This window comes from Piscinibacter sp. PDB5-1 (assembly GCF_056676035.1).
Genome location: NZ_JBWVZL010000002.1, coordinates 1,089,650 through 1,108,788, shown reverse-complemented (window position 1 = coordinate 1,108,788; position 19,139 = coordinate 1,089,650). Strand labels below are relative to the sequence as shown.

The following is a 19,139-nucleotide window of genomic DNA, read 5'->3' as shown; positions in this document are numbered from 1 at the left end:
GGCCTTGCACGATTCGGACTGCCATCCTTGGCAATCGCTCGATGCCTCTGGTGGAATACGCCAACTTCCGATGAGGAGTTTCGGCCTGATGGGCGCAAGAGCGCCACTCTCGATCAGGACCTCGTGTTCAACTTAGGAGATAGTCGCAATGAAAAAATCTCTTCTCGCTCTCGCCGTTCTGGGCGCTTTCGCAGGTTCTGCTTTCGCCCAAGCTTCGTCGGTGACGATCTTCGGCAAGATCGATGCCGCCGTCGGCAAGCAAATCGCCAGCAACAACAAGGAAGTTCTGGACAACGCCGGTGGCCCGAACGGCAGCCGCATTGGCTTCCGTGGCTACGAAGACCTGGGCGGTGGCCTGGGTGCCGTGTTCGCGATCGAACACCGCTTCAACGTGGACGACGGCACGCTGTCGACCCCGTTCTGGAATGGCTTCTCTTTCGTGGGTCTGCGCAGCGCCTCGCTGGGCACCGTGACCCTCGGCCGCCACTACACCTCGGCGTTCGCGAACGTGCAGTCTGTGATCGATCCGTTCGCTGGTGAGACCGTCGCTGCTCTGCGCAACATCGGCGCTGGCATCAACGCTGGTGTGCCCCCGGTTCGCCACAACAACTCCGTGCAGTACAGCAGCCCCCTGCTGTCGGGTTTCGCCGTGTCGGCCACGGTTGCTGAAGCCACTGGCGCTGACCGCCCGCTCTCGCTGTCGGCCACGTACACGGCTGGTCCTCTGTTCGTTGGTATCGGTCATGATGATCCCACGGGCGTCAACGACGACATCACCAACATCGGTGCGCGCTACAAGTTCGGCCCTGTGCTGCTGAGCGGCATGGTTTCGAACGGCACCACCAACACGAACGCCAAGGTCAAGGGTTCGCTGATCGGTGCCAACATCACCGTCGGCGCCGGCGACATCAAGGTGGGCTACGCCACCCTGAAGGTTGGCTCGACCACGGTGAACAGCCGCATGGGCCTCGGCTACCACCACAACCTGTCGAAGCGCACGAAGCTCTACGCTGACTTCGCACGCGACAGCAAGGTCACGACGCCGGTTGGCGACGTGCAGAAGACCGGCTACGACTTCGGCATTCAGCACAACTTCTGATCGAACGCTGCTTCGCAGCTTCGTTCAACCAAAAGCCACCTCCGGGTGGCTTTTTTCTTTTCATGGGGGCGGTAGCAGCGCGGGGTGATGGTGAGGCGATGGACATGGATCGTGGCGAGTGCATCGCTGGTGGCGTGCGCGTCCGGGGATGGCGTTCCGGCGACCCAGGCGGATGCGCAAGCCATCACCGCCCCGGCTGCGGCCGCCTGGAGTGACTTCGCCTTTCCGGGCAAGCGCAAGACCCGCTATGCCGCCGCGTGGATCGACGGGAAGTCCGTGATCCGGGCGGATGCCGACCGTTCGGCCAGCATGTGGCGGCGGCCGGTGCACCTGCCGCCGGGTGACATCGGCGCGGTGTCGTTTTCGTGGCTGGTGCCGCAGTTGATCGAGTCGGCGAATTTGAGTGATGGTGATGCGGCCGACTCGCCGGTGCGGGTGCTGCTGGCCTTCGAGGGGGACCGCTCGCGGCTGTCGGCCAAGGACCGCTTGCTGTTCGACCTGGCGCACACGCTCTCGGGCGAAGCGCCGCCCTATGCCACCCTGATGTACGTGTGGGACACCAAGGCCGAGCCGGGCACAGTGATCCACGGCAACCGCTCGTCGCGCATCCGCAAGATCGTGCTCGATTCGGGGCCGATGCACGTGAAGCGTTGGCGCAGCCACACGCGGTCGATCACCGCCGACTTTCGCCAGGCCTTCGGTGAGGACCCAGGCGCCCTGGTCGGTGTGGCGGTCATGACCGACAGCGACAACACGCAGACGCGGGTGCGCGCCTACTACGGCGACATCGTGCTGACCCGCGCCGACGGCAAGCCACTCTGAGCGCTTCGCCGCAAGGCATCGCCGACAATCGCGCGCGATGCTGGCCTTCGTCCTTCGACGTCTTCTTCAAGCTGCGGCCGTTCTGCTGACGGTGGCGTTCATCGCCTTTCTGCTGTTCCAGCACGTCGGCGACCCGGTGGCGAACCTGGTCGGGCAGGAAGCCACCCCGCAACTACGCGAGCAATTGCGTGCCGAGCTGGGGCTGGACCGACCCGCGGCGGTGCAGTTCGCGCAGTTCATCGGGCAGGCCGCGCAAGGCGAGTTCGGCGTCAGCCTGCGGCAGGGCCGCAAGGTGTCCGAACTGATGGCGGAGCGCCTGCCGGCCACGCTGGAGCTGGCCGCGGTCGCCGCGCTGCTCTCGCTGGCGATCGGCGTGCCGGTCGGCGTCTATGCCGCACTGCGCCGCCACGGGTGGTTCGCCCGCGCCTTGATGGCGACTTCGCTGCTCGGCGTGTCGATGCCGACCTTCCTTGTCGGCATCGGGCTCATCCTGGTGTTTTCGGTGCACCTGGCCTGGCTGCCGAGCTTCGGGCGCGGCGAGGTGGTCGCGCTGGGCGCGTGGACGACCGGCCTGCTGTCGCTGGATGGCTGGCGGCACTTGCTGCTCCCGGCCGTCACGCTGGCGGTGTTTCAAATCGCGCTGATCGTGCGCCTCGTGCGTGCCGAGATGCTCGACGTGATGCGCGCCGATTTCATCCGCTTCGCGCGGGCGCGGGGGCTGTCGGACCGGGCCGTGCACTTCGGCCATGCGCTGCGCAACACCTGGGTGCCGGTGCTCACGGTGGCCGGCTTGCAGCTCGGCTCGCTGATCGCGTTTTCGATCATCACCGAGACGGTGTTCCAGTGGCCGGGCCTCGGGCTGCTGTTCATCCAGGCGGTGACGCATGCGGACGTGCCGGTGATGGCGGCCTACCTGTGCCTCGTGTCGCTGATCTTCGTGTCGATCAACCTGGTGGTTGATCTGCTGTACTGGGTGGTGGACCCACGCCTGCGGGCGGCGGCGGCATGAGCGAGACCAGCGGGTCGCTCCGGGCCGCGCTGACGCAGGCCGTGTTCGCATCACCGGCCGTGACGGCGGCCGCCTGCGTTGCGCTCGCCTGCGTGCTCGGCGCGGCCTTCGCGCCCTGGCTGGCGACGCAAGACCCCTTCGATCTGGCCGCGTTGAACCTGATGGATGCCCGCCTGCCGCCTGCGTGGATGGCCGAGGGCAGCCGTGCGCACTGGTTGGGCACCGACGACCAGGGCCGTGACCTGTGGTCGGCCATCCTGCATGGCGCGCGCCTGTCGGTGATGGTGGGGGCCGCGTCGGTGCTGCTGTCGCTGGCCATCGGCGTGCCGCTGGGGCTGGTCGCGGGTTATGTGGGCGGGCGGGTCGATGCGGTGCTGATGCGCATTTGCGACGTGATGCTGTCCTTCCCGGCGATCTTGCTGGCGCTGTTGATCGACGGCATCGGCCGTGCGCTCTTGCCGCGCGCGCACGCCGAACTGGCCCCGCTGGTGCTGATCGCCGCCATCTCGCTCAGCGGCTGGGTGCCCTATGCGCGCACCGTGCGCGGTGGCGCGATGGTCGAGCGCGGCAAAGACTACGTGCAGGCCGCCCGCGTGATCGGCGTGCCCGCCCTGCGCATCATGCGGCGGCACGTGCTGCCCAACGTGATGGGCCCGGTGTGGGTGCTGGCCACGCTGCAACTCGCGGCGGCCATCCTCATCGAGGCGACGTTGTCTTTCCTGGGTGTGGGCATGCCGGTCACCTCGCCGTCGCTGGGCACGCTGGTGCGCATCGGCAACGACTTTCTGTTCTCGGGCGAGTGGTGGATCGCCCTGTGGCCGGGGCTCGCGCTGGTGCTCATTGCGGTCAGCGTCAACCTGCTGGGTGATGCCTTGCGCGATGCGCTCGACCCGCGCCTGCGCTGACCGATGCGAGCGCCCATGCCGTACCCGCTGCTGCACGTCCGCCAACTGAGCGTCGAGTTTCCGGCGCGCGGCGGGGCGCTGCGCGCGCTCGATGCGGTGTCGTTCGACATCGCACCCGGCGAGGTGCTGGGCGTGGTCGGCGAATCGGGGGCCGGCAAGTCGCTGACGGGCGCGGCGATCATCGGCCTGCTGCCGCCCCCCGGCCGCGTGGTCGGCGGCGAGGTCGTGTTCGACGGCCAACGCATCGACGACCTGTCACCCGAGGCCCTGCGCCGGCTGCGCGGGCGGCAGATCGGCGCGGTGTTCCAGGACCCGATGACCGCGCTCAACCCCTTGCGCACCATCGGTCAGCAACTGGTCGAGACGCTGCGCACGCACCTGCCGCTGGACTCGGCCCAGGCCCGTGCGCGGGCCATCGCGCTGCTGCAAGACACCGGCATCGCCGGCGCCGCCGAGCGCATCGACCAGTACCCGCACCAGTTCTCGGGCGGCATGCGCCAGCGGGTGGTGATTGCGTTGGCGCTGGCCGGCGAGCCGCGCCTGCTGATCGCCGACGAGCCGACCACGGCGCTCGACGTGTCGGTGCAGGCGCAGGTGATGGCGCTGCTCAAGCGCCTGTGCCGCGAACGTGGCACGGCGGTGATGCTCATCACGCACGACATGGGCGTGATCGCCGAAACCTGCGACCGCGTGGCGGTGATGTACGCCGGCCGCATCGTCGAGATCGGCCCGGTGCAGGCCATCGTGCACGCGCCGGCGCACCCGTACACGGTGGGCCTGATGGCCTCGATACCGAGACTCGACGCGCCCATCGGTCGCCTGCGGCAGATCGACGGCAGCATGCCGCGCCTCGATGCCTTGCCCACCGGCTGCGCCTTTCACCCGCGCTGCCCGCAGGCCTTCGAGCGCTGCCGGCAAGAGCGCCCGGCGCTGCTGGCCGCTGGTGCATCGCAGGCCGCCTGCTGGTTGCACGATGGCTCGACAGCGGGGCGACATGAGCCAGCCTGAACATCCGCTGCCAGATGCCAGCACACCGCGTGAGGTGCTGGTCGAGGTGCGCGACCTCGCCAAGCACTTCGATGTGCGCATCCCCTGGCTGCAGCGTGTGCTGGCGCGCCAGCCGCGGCGCCGCGTGCAGGCGGTCGAGGGCGTCAGCTTCGACATCGAACGGGGCCGCACGCTGGGCCTGGTCGGCGAATCGGGTTGCGGCAAGAGCACGGTCGCGCGCTTGCTGGTCGGCCTGTACCGACCCGACGCCGGCCATGTGCGGCTCGACGGCCACGACCTCGGCACGGCGCTGCACGGCCCGCAGGCACGCGCGCTGCGCCGACGTTTGCAGATGGTCTTCCAAGACCCGTACGCGAGCCTCAACCCACGCTGGTCGGTGCGCGACATCGTCGCCGAACCCTTGCTCGAACACGGGCTGGTGCAGACCCGTGCCGAGACCGACGCGCGCGTGGCAGCCCTGCTCGAAGACGTCGGCCTGGCCGCCAGCGACCGCACCCGCCACGCGCACCAGTTCTCGGGCGGGCAAAGGCAGCGCATCGCCATCGCGCGGGCGCTGGCCGCGTCGCCCGACTTCATCGTCTGCGACGAGCCGACCTCGGCGCTCGATGTCTCGGTGCAGGCGCAGGTGCTGAACCTCATGCGCGACCTGCAGGCCGCACGTGGCCTCAGCTACCTCTTCATCTCGCACAACCTGGCCGTGGTGCGCCAGGTCAGCCACGCGGTGGCGGTGATGTACCTCGGGCGCATCGTCGAGCAAGGCCCGACGGCCGAGGTGTATGCCCAGCCGCGTCACCCCTACACGCGCTTGCTGCTCGATGCCGTGCCCGATGTGTCGCGCGTCGGCACCGTGCGCGAGGGCGTGGCCGGCGAGGCGCCCGACCCGATGGCGCCGCCCCCCGGCTGCGCTTTTCACCCGCGCTGCCCGCACGCCAACGCGCGCTGCCGCCGCGAGCGGCCCGCGCTGTTGCCGGCGGGGGCGATCCGCGTCGCGTGCCACGCGGTGGAAGAAGGGCGCTTGTAGTTGCCCTTGCGAGGCGGCGGCGCTCGAAGCGCGCCACCCCGGCGCGATCAACCCGGCAGCAGGTGCTCGCCGGCAAACAGCTGGCGCGGCGTCTCGCGGTCGCGGATCAGGAAGGCCTGCTCGCCCGACACCAGCACCTCGGCGGCGCGGCCGCGCGTGTTGTAGTTGCTGGCCATGCTCATGCCGTAGGCGCCGGCCGACAGCACCGCCAGCCGGTCGCCGGCCTGCACGGCGAAGCTGCGGTCGCGGCCCAGCCAGTCGCCCGACTCGCACACCGGGCCGACCACGTCCCAGGTCTGCGCCGGCGTGTCGCGCTCGGCGCAGGGCACGATGCCCATCCAGGCTTCGTACATCGCGGGGCGCATCAGGTCGTTCATCGCCGCATCGACGATGCAGAAGTTCTTGGCCTCGCCCGGCTTCAGGTACAGTACCTCGGTGACCAGCACGCCGGCGTTGCCGACCAGCGAACGGCCCGGCTCGAAGACGATCTTGCGGTGCCCGTGGCCACGCGCGTCGATGCGCGCCAGCAGGGCACGCACCAGCGCCTCGGCCGTCGGCGGCACCTCGTCGGTGTAGGTGATGCCCAGGCCTCCGCCCAAGTCGAGGTGGTGGATGGGAATGCCTTGTGCTTCGATCGCCTCGACCAGGTCGAGCACGCGGTCGAGTGCGTCGAGGTAGGGCGTGGCCTCGGTGATCTGCGAGCCGATGTGGCAGTCGATGCCGACCACCTTCAGCCCCGGCAGGCGGGCCGCACGCTGGTAGCTCGCCACCGCGCGCTCGTGCGCCACGCCGAACTTGTTGCCCTTCAGGCCGGTCGAGATGTACGGGTGCGTGCCGGCATCCACGTCGGGGTTCACGCGCAGGCTGACGTGGGCGGTGCGGCCGGTTTGCTGGGCGACCTGCGAGAGCTGCTCCAGCTCGGCCTCGCTCTCGACGTTGAAGCACATCACGCCGGCTTCGAGCGCCTGGCGCATCTCGGTGCGCGTCTTGCCAACGCCCGAGAACACCGCCTTGGCCGGGTCGCCGCCGGCGGCGAGCACACGTTCGAGCTCACCGGCCGAAACGATGTCGAAGCCGCAACCGGCCTGCGCGAACAGCTGCAGCACGGCGAGGTTCGAGTTCGCCTTCATGGCGTAGCAGATCAGGTGATCGCGCCCGGCGAGCGCCCGCTGGTACGAGGCCAGCGCCTCCAGCATCGAGGCCTTCGAATACACGTACAGCGGCGAGCCGAAGCGGTCGGCCAGCGCATTCACGGCACAGCCTTCGACGAAGAGTTCGCGGCCACGACGGGCCACGTGAGGAGAACCGGGGAGCGTCATGGGTCAGCGCGGCGCCGAGGCCGCAGATGCAGGTGAAGAGGGGTTGGGCGGGGCGTTCGTGGCCGAGGGGGATGCCGGTGGTGACGATGGCGCGGCGACCGACGAAGCTTTCTTCGGCGCTTCGGTCCCCGGCAGGCGCAGCGGCCCTTTTTGCCCGCAGGCGGCCAAGGCCGCGAGCACCAGCGCAGCGCCCGCGAGGCGTGTGATGGAAAGGGGGGCCGCTACACTCGAACGCTGTTGCCTCATCCCTCGAAGTTTACCGGCCATGACCGCTGACCTTGCCGCCACGCCCCTCACCGACGCCCAGTACGACGCAATCACCAGCGCGGTGCTCGGCTGCATCGAGGCGACGGTCGATCAGTGGCTGCAAGACGACGTGATCGACATCGACACGCACCGCACCGGTGGCCTGCTGGAACTGAGCTTTCCGAATGGCAGCAAGCTGATCCTCAACACCCAGCCGCCGCTGCACGAGCTGTGGCTCGCGGCACGCTCGGGGGGCTTCCACTACAAGCACGTGAACGGCCGCTGGCTTGACACCCGCGACGGGCGCGAGTTCTTCGAGGCGGTGTCGGCCTGCGCCAGCGAACAGGCGGGCAAGCCGCTGAAGTTCGTCCCACCCGCCTGATGCGCGCCGGCCGGCCACCCGCGGTGGCCGAGAGGGTGGGGGATTTCGTCGCGAGCGGGCTCGGCTTGCGCTGAGAAGCGCTGCAGTACGGGTGTACGGCGACGCGTCTTCAAAGATCGGCAGGCGCCAGATGTGCCCGCGCGGCAGGAGGCGCGCCCGCCGTCTCAGCGCGTGAAGAGGTCGAGGATGCCCTTTTTCTCTTCTTCGGTCGGCGCTGCCGGCAGCTTGTCGTCCAGGCCGACCGCGCTGACGCCCTGGCCGTGGGCGTACTCCTCGTAGTACCACTCGCCGCCCAGGTTCAGCAGGCCGTCCGGCGGGCTGGGCTCGTCGGGCGGCACGCCCTTGAGCGCATAGCCCATGTAGTCGATCCACACCGGCAGCGACAGGCCGCCGCCGGTTTCGCGGTCGCCCAGCTTGCGCGGGTTGTCGTAGCCGATCCACACCACCGCCACCAGGCTGCGCTGGTAGCCGGCGAACCAGGTGTCTTTCGCGTCGTTGGTCGTGCCGGTCTTGCCGGCGATGTCGCTGCGCTTGAGCGCCCCCGGCGCGCGGGCGGCCGTGCCCGAGCGCGTCACCTCTTGCAGCAGGCTGTTGGTGACGAAGGCATTGCGTGCGTCGATCACGCGGTTGCCTTCGTCCAGGCCCTGCGGCTTGGCTTCGCTCAGAAGCCTGCCTTTGCTGTCGGTCACGCGGCTGATGAGGTACGGGTTCAGCCGGTGCCCGCCGTTGGCGAACACGCCATAAGCCGAGGCCATCTGCAGGGGGGTCACCGAGCCGGCACCGAGCGCCATCGTCAGATACGGCGGGTGCTTCTCGGCGTCGAAACCGAAGCGCGAGACCCAGGCCTGGGCTTCTTGCGGCCCGACGGCCTGCAGGATGCGGATCGACACCATGTTCTTCGACTTGGCCAGTGCGCGCCGCATCGACATCGGGCCGTCGAAGGTGCCGTCGTAGTTCTTCGGCTCCCAGGGCTGGCTGCCGGTGGTGCCGGCATCGAAGAACAGCGGCGCGTCGTTGATCACCGTCGCCGGCGTGAAGCCCTTTTCGAGCGACGCCGAGTAGATGAAAGGCTTGAAGCTCGACCCGGGCTGCCGCCAAGCCTGCGTGGCGTGGTTGAACTTGTTCTTGGCGTAGTCGAAGCCGCCGACCATCGCGCGCAGGGCGCCGGTGCGCGGGTCGAGCGACACGAACGCGCCCTCGACCTCGGGCAGCTGGGTGATGAACCAGTCGCCCTTGGCGTTCTTGATCAGCCGGATGACCGCGCCCGGGCGGACCTGCACCTTCGGGCTCGCCTTGGCCGACAGGCCCGAGGCGGCCGGCTTCAGGCCCTCGCCCTTGACGGTGATCGACTCGCCGCTCTGCAGCACCGCGACCACCTGGCGCGGGTCGGCCTGCAGCACCACGCCGGCGCGCAACTCGTCGTTGTCGGGGTGATCGACCAGGGCTTCGGCGATGCGTGCGTCCAGGTCCTTGGCGTCTTTGGGCAAGTCGATGTAGGCCTCGGGGCCGCGGTACACCTGCCGGCGCTCGTAATCCATGATGCCCTTGCGCAGCGCGCGGTAGGCGGCGGTCTGCTCGCCCGACTGCAACGTCAGGTGGACGTTGAGGCCGCGGCTGTAGGCGTCTTCGCCGTACTGCGTGAAGATCATCTGCCGCGCGGTCTCGGCCGCGAACTCGGCGTGCACCGCTGCCTGGGTGGGCGTGCGGTACTTCAGCACCTGGGCCTTCGCGGCTTCTTGCTCTTCGGCGCTGATGAAGCCGTTGTCGCGCATGCGGTCGATGATGTACTGCTGCCGCACCGTCGCCCGCTTCGGGTTGACGATGGGGTTGTAGGCCGAGGGCGCCTTCGGCAGGCCGGCCAGCATCGCCGCCTCGGCGATCGAGATGTCTTTCAGCGGCTTGCCGAAGTAGATCTCGCTCGCCGCCGCGAACCCGTGCGCGCGCTGGCCGAGGAAGATCTGGTTCATGTAGACCTCGAGGATCTGGTCCTTGCTCAGCAGGCTCTCGATCTTGAGTGCCAGCAGGATCTCGTAGATCTTGCGGGTGAAGGTCTTCTCGCTCGACAGGTAGAAATTGCGCGCCACCTGCATCGTGATGGTCGAGGCGCCCTGGCTGCGCGACTCGTTCAACTGCGCGATGCCCGCGCGCAGCACGCCGACGTAGTCGACCCCGCTGTGCTGGTAGAACCGTGAATCCTCGATCGCCAGCACGGCGTCACGCATGACCTTCGGGATTTCTTGGATCGGCACGAAGTTGCGGCGCTCTTCGCCGAACTCGGCCAGCAGCACGCCATCGGCCGAGTACACGCGCATCGGCAGCTTGGGGCGGTAGTCGGCCAAGCCGCTGATTTCAGGCAGGCCCGGGTAGGCCACCGCCAGCGCCAGCGCGATCAGCAGCAGCCCCGCCAGTGCCGCGGCGGCGCCCAGGCCCACGACCCAGCCCAACACCCGCATCGGCCCGCGCGCCCAGGTCGGCAAGGCCGTCGTCCGTCGCGATTCGGAAGAGGACGGACGCTCGTTTTCGCTCATGACATTCCCGTTGAAGTGGCGGCGATTATAGGAATCGACCCTCGGGGCTCGCCGAAGTGTGAACTGGTTGGCAAATACTTACCAACATCTCAGGGAGAACCCTGGACGGCGGTTTATCACGTCCGTTTACGTCTTGGTTTTGCAACGGGAGACGGATGTTAAAAAGGGAAAAATCTTTTTTGCACAAAGGCTTTACTGCTAGCATTGAAGTAACTTCTTAACAGTCCGGCGCCTGCTGTCGCGCGTTGGGGGAAAGCCGTCGTGAGCCTCTTAGACATGTTGTTGGGTCGCAAGCATCCACCGATGATCGGCTTGGACATCAGCTCTTCCAGCGTCAAGCTGGTCGAATTGCGACAAACAGCCACCGGTGAATATGTGCTGGAGCGGTTTGCCTCCGAAGGTTTCGAAAAAGGCTGGATCGCCGACGGCCAAATCGAGAAATTCGACGAAGTGGCCGACGCAGTCCGTCGTGTGGTCACAAAAAGCGGCACCAAGACCAAGCAGGTCGTGATGGCGATGCCGCAGTCGGCGGTCATCACCAAGAAGATCATGCTGCCGGCCGGCCTGCGCGAGGAAGAACTCGAAATGCAGGTCGAGACCGAAGCCAACCAGTACATCCCCTTCTCGCTCGACGAAGTCAGCCTCGACTTCTCGGTGATCGGCCCCAGCCCCACTTCGGTGGGTGACGTCGAGGTGCTGATCGCTGCGTCGCGTAAAGACCGTGTGCAAGACCGCCAGGGTTTGGCTGAAGCGGCCGGTCTGAAGCCTGTGGTGCTCGACATCGAGTCGCACGCGTCTCGTCTGGCCATGGGGCGCATCATCAGTTCGCTGCCCAACGAGGGCAAAGACGCCTTGGTGGCGCTGTTTGAAATCGGCGCGGACACTACCAGCCTCAAGGTGCTGCGCGACGAAGAGATGTTGTACGACCGCGACCAGGCCTTCGGGGGCTCGCAGCTCACGCAACTCATTTCGCGGCAGTACGGGTTTTCGTTCGAAGAGGCCGAGCAGAAGAAGCTCGCCGCCGACCTGCCCGAAGACTACGAGAGCTCCATCCTCGTGCCCTTCGTGGACAGCCTCTCGCAAGAGATCGGCCGGGCCCTGCAGTATTTCTTCACCAGCACGCCGCACCACAAGGTGCACTATGTGATGCTGGCCGGGGGCACCGCGACCTTGCCGGGTCTGAAGGACCGCGTCACCGAACTCACCGGCTTCGCCTCGATGGTCGTGAATCCGTTCGAAAACATGAAGCTCGGCTCTGCGGTGCGAGAAAGCAAGCTGCGCCGTGAAGCGCCCTCGTACCTCACCGCTTGCGGGCTGGCCATGCGGAGGTTCCTGCAGTGATCTTGATCAACCTGCTCCCCCATCGGGAAGAAAAGCGCAAGCGCCGCCGCGCGGCCTTCTTCCTGGGTCTGGGTCTCGCCGCCGCCAGCGGTGCGCTGGTCGTGGCGATGTGGTTCCTCGTGTTGCAGCAGATGACGTCGACGCAACAAGGGCGCAACGAGTTCCTCAAGTCCGAAATTCGCAAGCTCGAAACGCAGATCAAGGACATCGCCACCCTTCGCGCTGAAATCGACGCCCTCAAGGCGCGCCAGAAAGCGGTCGAAGACCTGCAGGTCGATCGCAACGTCCCGGTGCACGTGCTCAATGAACTCGTGAAGCAAACGCCCGAGGGCGTCTACTACACCAGCATCAAGCAGGATGGCCAGATCTTGACCCTTGCCGGTTTGGCTCAAACCAACGAACGGGTGTCCGAGTTGCTGCGCAACACCGCCAACAACTCCGAGTGGTTGACCAAGCCGGAGTTGGTCGAGATCAAGGTGGCGACGCCTCAGGGCCAAGGTGCCGCCGCTCGCAGTGATCAAAGGCGTTTGTCGGACTTCTCGGTACGGGTCAGCATCAAGCTGCCTGCTGCAGCCGAGGCCGCGTCGGCCGCAAGTGCGCCGGGCAAAGTGCCGGCCAAGGCCGCCGTGAAGGCTTCTTGAATCTGGACCCGCCATGGCGACGCAATCGAAATCCGTCAACATCGACCTGAACTCGGTCTTCGAAGCTGCCGCAGGGCAGTTTCGCGGGCTCAATCCGAACGAGCCGGGCCAATGGCCCCTGCTGCCCAAGTTGGCCACCTGGGTGGCCGTGGCGGCGGGCGCCGTGCTCCTGGGGTGGTTTCTTCTCCTGTCCGGGGTTAACGACGAACTGGAGGCCGAGCGCGCCAAGGAGCCTAGCCTCAAGCAGGACTATCGCGGCAAGCTGGCGCAGGCGGTCAACCTCGAAGAGCTGCGAAAGCAGAAGACCCAGGTTGAAGAGTACGTGACCCAGCTTGAGAAGCAGTTGCCGGGCAAGGCCGAGATGGATGCCTTGCTGTCGGACATCAACCAGGCCGGGTTGGGGCGCGGGCTGCAGTTCGAGTTGTTCCGCCCGGGGCAGGGGGTGGTGAAGGACTACTACGCTGAGTTGCCAATCTCGATCAAGGTTTCGGGCCGGTACCACGACATCGGCTCTTTCGCGGCCGACGTGGCCAACCTGTCGCGCATCGTGACCTTGCACAACCTGAACATCACGGCCAGCAAGGACAGCAAGGATGTGTCCGGCGTGCTCTCGATGGAGGCCATGGCGCGTACATACCGCTACCTGGACTCTGCGGAGCTCAGCGAGCAGCAGGCCGCGAAGGCCAAGGCCAAGAACGCAGGGGCCAAGAAATGAAGCTTCGACACATGTCCTGTCGAGGAGCGCTTTTTCTGATCGTCGGTGCATCGCTGGGTTTGAGCGCGTGCACCAGCGGAGAAGAAGAGCTCCAGCAGTGGATCGAGCAGGAAAAGCGTGAGGCCAAGCCGAACGTCTCTCCGCTGTCGCCGCCGAAAAAATTCGACCCCCAGCCGTATATCGCCGCGAACGGTGTCGAACCTTTCAGTGACCGCAAGCTGACGGTGGCCCTCAAGCAAGAGGCCCGTCAGCCGAACTCCCTGTTGGCGGCTGAAATCAACCGCCGCAAGGAACCGCTTGAAGCCTATCCGCTGGACAGCATGGGCATGGTCGGCAGCGTCGTGAAGCAAGGGCGGCAGTACGCCTTGCTGCGAGTCGACAAGCTGCTCTACCAAGTCAAGACGGGTGACTATCTTGGCCAGAACTACGGACGGATCACAAAGATCACCGAGACTGAAGTCTCCCTTCGGGAGGTCGTTCAGGACGCGGCGGGTGAATGGACGGAGCGCACCAGCTCTCTTCAGCTTCAGGAGGCTGCGCGATGAACGGAATGCAGGAGAAAAACATGATGGGTAAGTGGCCGGCTCGTGTCCTGGCTCTCGCGTTGTTCATCGGGGCCAGCGTGTCGGCTCAGGCACAGAACGCCATCCAGTCGATCAACGCGACGCAGCAGTCCGGTTCGGACATCGTGCGCATCGAACTGTCCGAGCCGCTCACCGCGTTGCCCGCGGGGTTCACCATCCAGGCGCCTCCGCGCATTGCGCTTGACCTGCCGGGTGTCGGCAACGCGATGGGACGTTCGACGCAGGAGTTGAACCAGGGCAACGTGCGATCTGTCACCGTGGCGCAGGCCGGTGAACGCACCCGTGTCGTCCTCAACCTCAAGCAGGCGGTCAATTACAAGGCACAGTTGCAAGGCAAGGTGCTGCTGGTGATCTTGGACGGCGCCGTGGCGGCTTCGACCAGTTCGGCATCGACCGAGCCGACGCACTTTGCGGACAGCCTCAACAGCGCGCCGCAGTCGTTGCGTGGCATCGACTTCCGTCGCGGCCCCGATGGCGCGGGCCGCGTCGTGGTGGACCTGCCCAGCACGCAAGTCGGGGTGGACATCCGCCAGCAAGGCCAGAGCCTGGTGGTCGAGTTTCTGCGTTCCACGTTGCCAGAAAGCATGCGGCGCCGGCTCGACGTGACCGACTTCGGCACACCGGTTCAATCCGTGGCCACCTTCCAGAGTGGCGACCGGGTCCGCATGGTCGTGGAACCACGGGGCAACTGGGAACACAGTGCCTACCAGACCGACACGCAGTTCGTGCTGGAGGTGCGCACGCAAAAAATCGATCCGAACAAGCTGGTGCAAGGGCCGGGCTATGCCGGCGAGAAGCTCTCGCTGAACTTCCAGAACATCGAAGTTCGCGCCTTGCTGCAGGTGATTGCCGATTTCACGAACTTCAACATCGTGACGAGCGATACCGTCACCGGCAACGTGACGCTGCGACTCAAGGACGTTCCTTGGGACCAGGCGCTCGACGTCATTCTCCAGGCCAAGGGTCTGGGCATGCGCAAGGCCGGGAACGTCATCTGGATTGCGCCGAAAGACGAGATCACGGCACGCGAGAAGGTCGAGTTCGAGCAGCGGGCCGCCATTGCGAATCTGGAGCCAGTGCGCACGCAATCGTTCCAGCTGAACTACACCCGGGTGGACTCGGTCGCCAAGGGCCTGACGGGTGAGGGGCAGAGTGGCGGCGGTGGCGGCTCCGGGAGCAACAAGTCGAACCGCATCCTCACAGACCGCGGCAGCGTGATCTACGAGACCCGCACAAATCAGTTGTTTGTGACTGACATTCCATCGAAGCTCGAGGAAATTCAGGCGCTCATTGCGAAGATCGACGTGCCGGTGCGGCAGGTGTTGATCGAGGCGCGCATCGTCGAGGCGGGCGACACCTTTGGTCGCTCGCTGGGCGCGAAGATCGGTGCCACCGATTTGCGAGGCTTGCGCGGTGGGCTGCCGGGCTACGGCACGACCGGTGACAGCCGCGTGGCCATCGGCGGCAATATGAACGCGATCGGGGCGCAGACTCTGCAAACAACGACGACCAGCCTCCCGTTCAATGACAGCCAGTTCGTCAACTTGCCAGCTCAGTCGCAGAACAACTACAACGCGGCCACGTTCGCGCTGTCGCTGTTCAGTGCCTCGGCCAACCGGTTCCTGAATCTGGAACTGTCGGCCCTGGAAGCCGACGGCAAGGGCAAGATCATCTCCAGCCCGCGGGTGGTGACGGCCGACCAGGTCAAGGCCTTGATCGAGCAGGGTGAAGAATTGCCCTATCAGACGGCGACCTCGAGTGGCGCCACCGCGCTGCAATTCCGCAAGGCCAACCTCAAGCTGGAAGTCACACCGCAGATCACGCCTGAGGGCAACATCATCCTCGACGTCGATGTCAACAAGGACAGCGTTGGGCGTAGCACCTCGGCGGGTTTCGCCATCGACACCAAGCATGTGCGTACCGTGGTGCTCGTCGAGAACGGCGGCACCGTCGTCATCGGCGGCATCTACACGCAAAGTGAGCGTGAAGACGTGACCAAGGTGCCGTACCTGGGTGACATCCCGGTGCTGGGCAATCTGTTCAAAACCCGCTCGAAGACATCGAGCAAGACCGAACTGCTGGTGTTCATCACGCCGAAGGTGATCAGCGACCGATCTGCCGCTCGCTGAGTTGACGGGCAGTGCTCCGGCTGAGTGTCGGTCAGAGATGAAGCTTGCGTTGGTCGGGTTGCCCGGGTCGGGCAAAAGCACCGTCGGCAAGCACCTGGCCAAGCGCATGGGCGTGCCCTTTCTCGACTCTGATGAAGAAATCGAGAAGCGGGCGGGCATGAGCGTCCGGCACATGTTTGAGCAGCAGGGCGAGGCGGTCTTTCGTGACCTCGAGGCGCAGGTCATCGCAGAACTCTGCGACCAGCGTGCCTTTGTGCTGTCCACGGGCGGGGGGGCGGTTCTTCGCCCCGACACCCGCGAAGTACTGCGCAACCAGTGCACCGTCGTCTACCTGAAGTCCGAGATCGAAGTGCTGTGGCGACGGCTCAAGAACGACACCCGTCGTCCCTTACTGCAAGGAGGGGACGCGCGCCAACGGCTGCAGGAACTGGCCGCCGTTCGCGGTCCGATTTATGAATCGGTTGCGCACTTTGTGGTTGAAACGGGGCACGCGAGCGTCCAGCACACTGTCAACATGGTGGCGATGCAAGTCGATCTAGCGGCCATTCACGGCCAGTCAACAAATGCCGGTCGCCAGGGCGACCACCAGCGAGAACTTTGAGGGGATGGCGATGCGAGGGAAACACGTGCGGCCCGGGCGTCTTGCGGCATGGATTTCAGCTGCGTTGCTGGTGGTTTCCTGCGGCGGCGGCGGCAGCGAAAGCGGCACCGCACCGTTCCAGTCGGATGGCGCAGGGGCACCCGCGTTTGGTCCAGGATCGGGCGCGCCAGGCTTCGGCGGCGGTTCGGGTGGCGGAAGCGGTTCGAGTGGTGATGGTCCGCTGCCCACCCCGGACGCCACCATCCAGGTCAGCACCGCCGACGTGCAGGGCACTGTCGTGAATGCCCAGACCGGTACCCCGCTGGGTGGGTCGACCGGGACCCTTGGCAGTCTCGTGATGACGGCCGACAGCAGCGGCTTCTTCTCAACCGAGACGTACGCAGCGACCAGCCGCACCGTGATTCGCGCAGCAGCTGCGGGCTATGAATCTCTCTACCGGCCGATCGAGATCCTCGGCGACCCGCCGTCGAGCCATCTCTTCAAGCTGGTGCCTCAGGGCACCCCCTCCTCGGTGGACCCCGCTGCGGGCGGCTCGGTGGTTGCGGCTGGAACGCCGGCGCAGGTGACTTTCCCTGCATCTTCTGTCACCGACCAGAGCAATGCCGTGCTGACAACGAACTTCGACGCGCGGGTCACACCGATTTCGCCCGGGGCCGACCCCTACCTGCTGTCCGGTGACTACGCGGCCGGGGCGGGCGTGCCCCTCGAAAGCTTTGGCGGTGCCAACATCATTGCGACGCAAGACATCCGGATGGCGGTGGGCAGCACGGTCACGGCGCGCATTCCGGTCAGTTCGCGCAACGATTCGCCGCCGGCATCGGCGCGTATGTACCGACTGGACACTGGCACCGGCTATTGGGCCGATGCGGGTGCCGCAACGCTGTCGGGCGATGGCACCTACTACCAGGGCGTGATCGACGCCTTCGGCCTATGGATGGTGGGTGCGCCCTTGGTCAGTCCCGTCCAGGTGACTGGCTGCGTCGTCGACGAAGCCCAGAACCCGGCGGCCAGCACGCGTGTCGCCATCGAAGGCATCGACTACAGCGGCGTCAACTACGCAACGACGGATTCGAACGGGCGTTTCGTCGTGTCGGCGAAGCCGGGGTCCACGGTGATCATTCAAGGACAGCGCGGGGTGTTCCTCAGCAACGCGATCAGCACGGTCGTGGGTTCGAGCAACATGACTCTCCCGACCTGCCTGTCGGTGCCCAGCGGCAACGGCATCACGATGCGCCTGACCTGGGGCCCGACGCCCTTCGACATCGACTCGCACCTGCGGGTGCCGGGCGGAACGCACGTGTACTACGGCGGGTCGGGCTCACTCTCGGCCGAACCGTATGCCAGCCTCGATGTCGACGACACCAGCGGAAACGGACCAGAGGTCACCACCATCCGCCGTCCGAAGGCAGGGGTGTACCGGTTCTATCTGCACAACTTCAGTGGCACGTTCAACCCCGGGATGACGGGCTCGCCGACGCGAGTCGAACTCAACTACGGTGGGCGCACCGTGGTGTTCACGCCGCCTGCCGGCGAAGGTTCGGCTCGCTATTGGCACCTCTTCGACCTGCAGATCGGTTCGAACTGCGCGATGACGCTCTACCGCTACAACCGTTGGCGCATTGATCAGCCGGCCGATGCCAATCAGAATGGAGCCAATGGACAGGCCTGCGTACCGAACTGATGAGGCCCAACCCGGCACCGAGCGCTCGGTGCCGGTGCATCTGGGTGAACGAAGCTATGACATTCACATCGGCATTGGTCTGATCGACCAGATGCCCCGGTGGCGGGCGCCGAAGCCCACAGCCGATGCGGTGATCGTCACCAACTCGACCGTGGGGCCGCTGTACGCAGAGCGCTTGGCCGCCTCGCTGGCGGGGCTGCACCGCAAGGTCTCGGTGCTCGCCTTGCCCGATGGCGAGCAGTACAAGACGCTCGACACGCTGAACCTGATCTTCAACCACCTGCTGTCGGGTGGCTGTGATCGACGCACCACGCTCTATGCGCTGGGCGGGGGCGTGGTGGGGGACATCACTGGGTTCGCGGCAGCGACCTACATGCGTGGCGTGCCCTTCGTGCAGGTGCCGACGACCTTGCTGTCTCAGGTGGATTCATCGGTCGGTGGCAAGACCGCCGTCAACCACCCACTCGGCAAGAACATGGTCGGCGCGTTCTACCAGCCCGAGCTGGTCCTGATCGACCTCGACGTGCTGGACACCCTGCCGCAGCGTGAGCTGATTGCCGGCATCGCCGAGGTCATCAAGTACGGACCCATCGCTGACGACGACTTTCTTGCGTGGCTTGAAGAAAATCTCTCAAAGCTGCTGGCCCGTGACAGGCAGGCGCTGGCCCATGCGGTGCAGCGCAGCTGCGAGATCAAGGCGCGCGTGGTGGGGGCCGATGAGCGCGAGTCTGGCCTGCGGGCCATCTTGAACTTCGGTCACACCTTCGGCCACGCCATCGAGGCGGGCCTGGGCTACGGCGAGTGGCTGCACGGTGAGGCGGTGGGCTGCGGCATGGTGATGGCCAGCACCTTGTCCGAACGGCTGGGGCTGATCACGCCTGCATATGCGGACCGTATCCGTCACCTGGTTGAACGCGCCGGCCTGCCGACACATGGGCCTGCCCTGGGTGTCGAGCGCTATGTCGAGCTGATGCGCTTAGACAAGAAGTCAGAAGCGGGTGACATCCGCTTCGTTGTCATCGAATCGCCGGGCAAGGCCGCCGTGCGGGGAGCACCCGACGCCTTGGTGCGCGAGGTGATCGCCGCCCACGTGGCCTGACCCGTGAGG

At 66.2% G+C, this 19,139-nt stretch carries 18 protein-coding genes; 15 read left to right on the top strand and 3 right to left on the bottom strand.

Annotated elements, in window-relative coordinates; translation table 11 throughout:
• Positions 1-148: 148 nt before the first annotated feature.
• The 6 genes from AC1KAT_RS12390 (at position 149) to AC1KAT_RS12365 (ending at position 5,864) form a co-directional block, all read left to right on the top strand.
• Positions 149-1,099 (top strand): porin, encoded by a 951-nt coding sequence (locus AC1KAT_RS12390; RefSeq protein ID WP_480326278.1) that lies wholly within the window; start codon positions 149-151, stop codon positions 1,097-1,099.
• Between the two features lie 111 nt (positions 1,100-1,210).
• On the top strand, positions 1,211-1,921 hold the full coding sequence (locus AC1KAT_RS12385; RefSeq protein ID WP_480326276.1) for a DUF3047 domain-containing protein: 711 nt from the start codon (positions 1,211-1,213) through the stop codon (positions 1,919-1,921).
• Positions 1,922-1,958: 37 nt separating this feature from the next.
• A complete protein-coding gene (locus AC1KAT_RS12380; RefSeq protein ID WP_480326274.1) occupies positions 1,959-2,930 on the top strand; it encodes an ABC transporter permease in 972 nt (323 codons plus the stop codon).
• Positions 2,927-3,835, top strand: coding sequence for an ABC transporter permease (locus AC1KAT_RS12375; RefSeq protein WP_480326272.1), 909 nt, complete (start codon positions 2,927-2,929; stop codon positions 3,833-3,835). Before AC1KAT_RS12380 ends, AC1KAT_RS12375 begins: the two co-directional genes overlap by 4 nt.
• 15 nt (positions 3,836-3,850) lie before the next feature.
• Positions 3,851-4,843: an ABC transporter ATP-binding protein gene (locus AC1KAT_RS12370; RefSeq protein ID WP_480326270.1), complete on the top strand. Its 993-nt coding sequence runs from the start codon at positions 3,851-3,853 to the stop codon at positions 4,841-4,843.
• The gene (locus AC1KAT_RS12365; RefSeq protein ID WP_480326268.1) at positions 4,830-5,864 is read left to right on the top strand and encodes an ABC transporter ATP-binding protein; all 1,035 of its coding nucleotides are present in this window, start codon (positions 4,830-4,832) and stop codon (positions 5,862-5,864) included. The genes AC1KAT_RS12370 and AC1KAT_RS12365 overlap by 14 nt, the downstream gene beginning before the upstream one ends.
• 47 nt (positions 5,865-5,911) lie before the next feature.
• On the opposite strand, the gene lysA is transcribed toward AC1KAT_RS12365, so the two are convergent.
• Both lysA and lptM read right to left on the bottom strand, forming a co-directional pair.
• A complete protein-coding gene (gene lysA, locus AC1KAT_RS12360) occupies positions 5,912-7,183 on the bottom strand; it encodes a diaminopimelate decarboxylase (protein WP_480326266.1) in 1,272 nt (423 codons plus the stop codon).
• 3 nt (positions 7,184-7,186) lie between these two features.
• The gene (gene lptM, locus AC1KAT_RS12355; protein WP_480326264.1) at positions 7,187-7,429 is read right to left on the bottom strand and encodes an LPS translocon maturation chaperone LptM; all 243 of its coding nucleotides are present in this window, start codon (positions 7,427-7,429) and stop codon (positions 7,187-7,189) included.
• 19 nt (positions 7,430-7,448) lie between these two features.
• Between lptM and cyaY the strand changes: the two genes are divergently transcribed.
• The gene (cyaY, locus tag AC1KAT_RS12350) at positions 7,449-7,811 is read left to right on the top strand and encodes an iron donor protein CyaY (protein ID WP_480326262.1); all 363 of its coding nucleotides are present in this window, start codon (positions 7,449-7,451) and stop codon (positions 7,809-7,811) included.
• A 164-nt stretch (positions 7,812-7,975) separates the two neighbouring features.
• On the opposite strand, the gene AC1KAT_RS12345 is transcribed toward cyaY, so the two are convergent.
• Positions 7,976-10,339 (bottom strand): penicillin-binding protein 1A, encoded by a 2,364-nt coding sequence (locus tag AC1KAT_RS12345; protein ID WP_480326260.1) that lies wholly within the window; start codon positions 10,337-10,339, stop codon positions 7,976-7,978.
• Positions 10,340-10,642: 303 nt separating this feature from the next.
• On the opposite strand from AC1KAT_RS12345, the gene AC1KAT_RS12340 reads away from it, so the two are divergent.
• Genes AC1KAT_RS12340 through aroB form a run of 8 tightly spaced genes read left to right on the top strand, consistent with a single transcriptional unit; the run spans position 10,643 to position 19,130 of the window.
• Positions 10,643-11,680, top strand: a complete 1,038-nt coding sequence (locus tag AC1KAT_RS12340) for a pilus assembly protein PilM (RefSeq protein ID WP_480326258.1) — start codon at positions 10,643-10,645, stop codon at positions 11,678-11,680.
• Positions 11,677-12,321, top strand: coding sequence for a PilN domain-containing protein (locus tag AC1KAT_RS12335; protein WP_480326256.1), 645 nt, complete (start codon positions 11,677-11,679; stop codon positions 12,319-12,321). Before AC1KAT_RS12340 ends, AC1KAT_RS12335 begins: the two co-directional genes overlap by 4 nt.
• A gap of 13 nt (positions 12,322-12,334) precedes the next feature.
• Positions 12,335-13,036: a type IV pilus inner membrane component PilO gene (locus tag AC1KAT_RS12330; RefSeq protein WP_480326254.1), complete on the top strand. Its 702-nt coding sequence runs from the start codon at positions 12,335-12,337 to the stop codon at positions 13,034-13,036.
• Entirely contained in the window at positions 13,033-13,581 is a 549-nt protein-coding gene (locus tag AC1KAT_RS12325; RefSeq protein WP_480326252.1) for a pilus assembly protein PilP, read from the top strand. Before AC1KAT_RS12330 ends, AC1KAT_RS12325 begins: the two co-directional genes overlap by 4 nt.
• Positions 13,578-15,749 carry a type IV pilus secretin PilQ gene (locus tag AC1KAT_RS12320; protein ID WP_480326250.1) on the top strand — a complete coding sequence of 724 codons (2,172 nt, stop codon included), beginning with the start codon at positions 13,578-13,580 and terminating at the stop codon, positions 15,747-15,749. Before AC1KAT_RS12325 ends, AC1KAT_RS12320 begins: the two co-directional genes overlap by 4 nt.
• Positions 15,750-15,786: 37 nt before the next feature.
• On the top strand, positions 15,787-16,350 hold the full coding sequence (locus tag AC1KAT_RS12315; protein WP_480326248.1) for a shikimate kinase: 564 nt from the start codon (positions 15,787-15,789) through the stop codon (positions 16,348-16,350).
• On the top strand, positions 16,313-18,031 hold the full coding sequence (locus tag AC1KAT_RS12310; protein WP_480326246.1) for a YfaP family protein: 1,719 nt from the start codon (positions 16,313-16,315) through the stop codon (positions 18,029-18,031). The genes AC1KAT_RS12315 and AC1KAT_RS12310 overlap by 38 nt, the downstream gene beginning before the upstream one ends.
• Entirely contained in the window at positions 18,006-19,130 is a 1,125-nt protein-coding gene (gene aroB, locus AC1KAT_RS12305; protein WP_480326244.1) for a 3-dehydroquinate synthase, read from the top strand. The genes AC1KAT_RS12310 and aroB overlap by 26 nt, the downstream gene beginning before the upstream one ends.
• Positions 19,131-19,139 lie beyond the last annotated feature (9 nt).

Bases quoted from the DNA above. Each gene is read 5' to 3' on its own strand.
- AC1KAT_RS12390 (WP_480326278.1), top strand. From the start codon at position 149: ATGAAAAAATCTCTTCTCGCTCTCGCCGTTCTGGGCGCTTTCGCAGGT.
- AC1KAT_RS12380 (WP_480326274.1), top strand. From the start codon at position 1,959: ATGCTGGCCTTCGTCCTTCGACGTCTTCTTCAAGCTGCGGCCGTTCTG.
- AC1KAT_RS12375 (WP_480326272.1), top strand. From the start codon at position 2,927: ATGAGCGAGACCAGCGGGTCGCTCCGGGCCGCGCTGACGCAGGCCGTG.
- AC1KAT_RS12370 (WP_480326270.1), top strand. From the start codon at position 3,851: ATGCCGTACCCGCTGCTGCACGTCCGCCAACTGAGCGTCGAGTTTCCG.
- AC1KAT_RS12365 (WP_480326268.1), top strand. From the start codon at position 4,830: ATGAGCCAGCCTGAACATCCGCTGCCAGATGCCAGCACACCGCGTGAG.
- lysA (WP_480326266.1), bottom strand. From the start codon at position 7,183: ATGACGCTCCCCGGTTCTCCTCACGTGGCCCGTCGTGGCCGCGAACTC.
- lptM (WP_480326264.1), bottom strand. From the start codon at position 7,429: ATGAGGCAACAGCGTTCGAGTGTAGCGGCCCCCCTTTCCATCACACGC.
- cyaY (WP_480326262.1), top strand. From the start codon at position 7,449: ATGACCGCTGACCTTGCCGCCACGCCCCTCACCGACGCCCAGTACGAC.
- AC1KAT_RS12345 (WP_480326260.1), bottom strand. From the start codon at position 10,339: ATGAGCGAAAACGAGCGTCCGTCCTCTTCCGAATCGCGACGGACGACG.
- AC1KAT_RS12340 (WP_480326258.1), top strand. From the start codon at position 10,643: ATGATCGGCTTGGACATCAGCTCTTCCAGCGTCAAGCTGGTCGAATTG.
- AC1KAT_RS12330 (WP_480326254.1), top strand. From the start codon at position 12,335: ATGGCGACGCAATCGAAATCCGTCAACATCGACCTGAACTCGGTCTTC.
- AC1KAT_RS12325 (WP_480326252.1), top strand. From the start codon at position 13,033: ATGAAGCTTCGACACATGTCCTGTCGAGGAGCGCTTTTTCTGATCGTC.
- AC1KAT_RS12320 (WP_480326250.1), top strand. From the start codon at position 13,578: ATGAACGGAATGCAGGAGAAAAACATGATGGGTAAGTGGCCGGCTCGT.
- AC1KAT_RS12315 (WP_480326248.1), top strand. From the start codon at position 15,787: ATGAAGCTTGCGTTGGTCGGGTTGCCCGGGTCGGGCAAAAGCACCGTC.
- AC1KAT_RS12310 (WP_480326246.1), top strand. From the start codon at position 16,313: ATGCCGGTCGCCAGGGCGACCACCAGCGAGAACTTTGAGGGGATGGCG.
- aroB (WP_480326244.1), top strand. From the start codon at position 18,006: ATGGACAGGCCTGCGTACCGAACTGATGAGGCCCAACCCGGCACCGAG.